General features: G+C 67.9%; 3 protein-coding genes. 1 reads left to right on the forward strand and 2 read right to left on the reverse strand.

What is annotated here, in order from left to right; genetic code table 11:
- Nucleotides 1-18: 18 nt before the first annotated feature.
- Both ACFYYB_RS42105 and ACFYYB_RS42110 read right to left on the reverse strand, forming a co-directional pair.
- Nucleotides 19-552, reverse strand: coding sequence for a GNAT family N-acetyltransferase (locus tag ACFYYB_RS42105; RefSeq protein WP_389444030.1), 534 nt, complete (start codon nt 550-552; stop codon nt 19-21).
- 43 nt (nt 553-595) lie between these two features.
- Complete coding sequence (locus ACFYYB_RS42110) at nt 596-1,249, reverse strand: DNA alkylation repair protein (protein WP_389444034.1); 654 nt, start codon at nt 1,247-1,249, stop codon at nt 596-598.
- A gap of 68 nt (nt 1,250-1,317) precedes the next feature.
- Between ACFYYB_RS42110 and ACFYYB_RS42115 the strand changes: the two genes are divergently transcribed.
- The gene (locus ACFYYB_RS42115; RefSeq protein WP_389444032.1) at nt 1,318-2,076 is read left to right on the forward strand and encodes an SDR family NAD(P)-dependent oxidoreductase; all 759 of its coding nucleotides are present in this window, start codon (nt 1,318-1,320) and stop codon (nt 2,074-2,076) included.
- The last annotated feature ends 139 nt before the right edge of the window (nt 2,077-2,215 follow it).

The following is a 2,215-nucleotide window of genomic DNA, read 5'->3' on the forward strand; positions in this document are numbered from 1 at the left end:
CCGACCGTCCCTGGCTGATCAGGTGCGGTTCGCGGGGAGTTCGAAGACGAGGTCGATTCCGTTGGTCTCGTTGCCCCGCTCGGCGACGCGGGTGAAGCCGAAGCCCGCGATGGTGGCCAGGGAGGCCGTGTTGTCGGATCGGATCGTGGCTCGGACGGTCCTGACATCGGGTTCTTCGGCGGCCCTCGCCAGGAGGGCGGTCAGCATGGCACGGGCGTAGCCCTGGCGGCGGTAGGTGGGCACGACGCCGTAGCCGACTTCGACCACGCCCGCCTCGTCCGGCGGACCGTGGAACCCCGCGTCGCCTATGACCGTTCCGTCCGGCTCCGACACTGCCGCCCGGGTGGTCCAGGGCGCGGCGGACGGGTCCTTGGCGTGTTGGTCGGCTCGGTATCCGAAGATCCAGCGGGCACGGTCGGATACGAAGTACTCGTCCAGGGCCACCCCGGCCTCGGCGCTGCCGGCCGCGAGGTCGCCGTCGGCGAGAGCCCGCAGGGCCTTTGCGTTGAGCTTGACGAAGCGGACGCGTTTGGGGAGAAGTTCATTGCTCATCGCGGCGATGCTCACCCAGCGCACGAAGGCTGTCTACCGCTTTTCAGCCCGCCGCCTTCTCCTCCTTCCGACGCACCAGCTCGTTGATCCAGGCGGGCGCATACGGCGAAGTACAGCCGGGCGGCGTCGGATAGTCCTTCAGAACCTCCAGGCGCTCGCCGATGGCGAGTGCGCGGGCGCGGTACTCGGCATGCTCGATGCCGATCTGGGCCAGGCAATGGTTCATCGCCCACTGCAGGCGGTCAGGAGCGTCCTTCATCTCCGCCTCGATGACGTCGAGCAGTCCCGCGAGATCGAGACCATCGGGCTTCTTCGCCACCCGCTCGGTGGTCAGCGCCCATCCGGCACTCGCAACCACGGGATCGGGATCGGCGAACCACACCAGCCGCAGCTCCTCCGCGTGCGGGCTCTTCTTCACCACGTAGTTCACGAGCCAGTCGTGCACCTTGGGCGTGCGCGCGTCGCGCAGCATGGCGTCCAGCTCGTCCCGCCCGAAGGCCTTCGGGCGGCAGATCAGGACGGCCAGCAGCCTCGCGGCCGTGTCACCCGTCTCCCAGAGTCGCTGGGACAGTTCCTGCTGCGTCTTCAACCGCTTCGCGACCGCGCGCAGCTTGCCTAGATTCACACCGTGATCGTCACCGTGCTTCTCGTTCACCGCCCGGACCTTCGGGTCCTCCAGCGCAGCCAGCTCGGCCATCACCTCGACCACCTCAGCCACCACCGTCTCCTCTCCCTCACGCACGAGACAACCCACCAGGGAGAACGATGGCAGGATCCACCGGCATGGGGATTGAACAAGCGGATCGGCCCGTCGCCGTAGTCAGCGGGTCCACGTCGGGGATCGGGGAAGCCGTCGCTCGAAGGCTGGCAGCGGACGGGATGCGGGTCGTCGTGCACTCGCGGCGCAGCGTGGAGGCCGGGGAGGCGCTCGCGGCGGAGCTCGGTGGGGCGTACGTGCGGGCGGATCTGGCCGTGGAGGAAGAGGCTCGCGGGCTCATCGAGGCGGCACTCGACCGGTTCGGCCGGCTGGACGTGCTGGTGAACAACGCGGGCATCAGCTGGCCGATCCCGCACGACGACCTGGCCGCCGCAACGCCGGCGGACTGGCGGCAGCTGCTGGAAGTGAACCTGATCGCACCATGGGTCCTGTGCACGGCAGCCCTTCCGGCACTGCGCCGATCCCCCACGGGCGGCAGCATCGTGAACATCACCAGCCACGCCGGGGTACGTCCCAAGGGCTCATCGGTCCCGTACGCAGCGAGCAAGGCCGCCCTGAACCATGTGACCCGACTGCTCGCAGCCGCACTCGGCCCAGAGGTCCGAGTCAACGCGATCGCTCCCGGCCTGGTGGACACACCGATGACCAAGGACTGGGCTCAGGCACATGAGTTGTGGCGAGATCGCGCACCCATGCACCGCCCGGCTCAGCCCGCCGACGTGGCCGACCTGGTGGCATCAGTGATCGCCAGCACCTACCTCACCGGCGAAGTCATCGTGCTGGACGGAGGATTGAACCTCACCTGAACCGATCCGGCGGCCATCCCCCTCCACTAGTTCGCCTAGTTCGCCTAGTGCGCCTAGTTCGCCTAGTTCAGTTAGTTCGCCTAGTGCGCCTAGTTCGCCTAGTTCAGTTAGTTCGCCTAGTTCAGCCAGGGACGGTCGT

The sequence above is a fragment of the Streptomyces sp. NPDC002886 genome, from assembly GCF_042888445.1.
Taxonomy (GTDB): Bacteria; Actinomycetota; Actinomycetes; order Streptomycetales; family Streptomycetaceae; genus Streptomyces.

What these genes read in the sequence shown, in the direction of transcription:
- ACFYYB_RS42115 (WP_389444032.1), top strand. Translation starts at nt 1,318, where the DNA reads ATGGCAGGATCCACCGGCATGGGGATTGAACAAGCGGATCGGCCCGTC.
- ACFYYB_RS42105 (WP_389444030.1), bottom strand. Translation starts at nt 552, where the DNA reads ATGAGCAATGAACTTCTCCCCAAACGCGTCCGCTTCGTCAAGCTCAAC.
- ACFYYB_RS42110 (WP_389444034.1), bottom strand. Translation starts at nt 1,249, where the DNA reads ATGGCCGAGCTGGCTGCGCTGGAGGACCCGAAGGTCCGGGCGGTGAAC.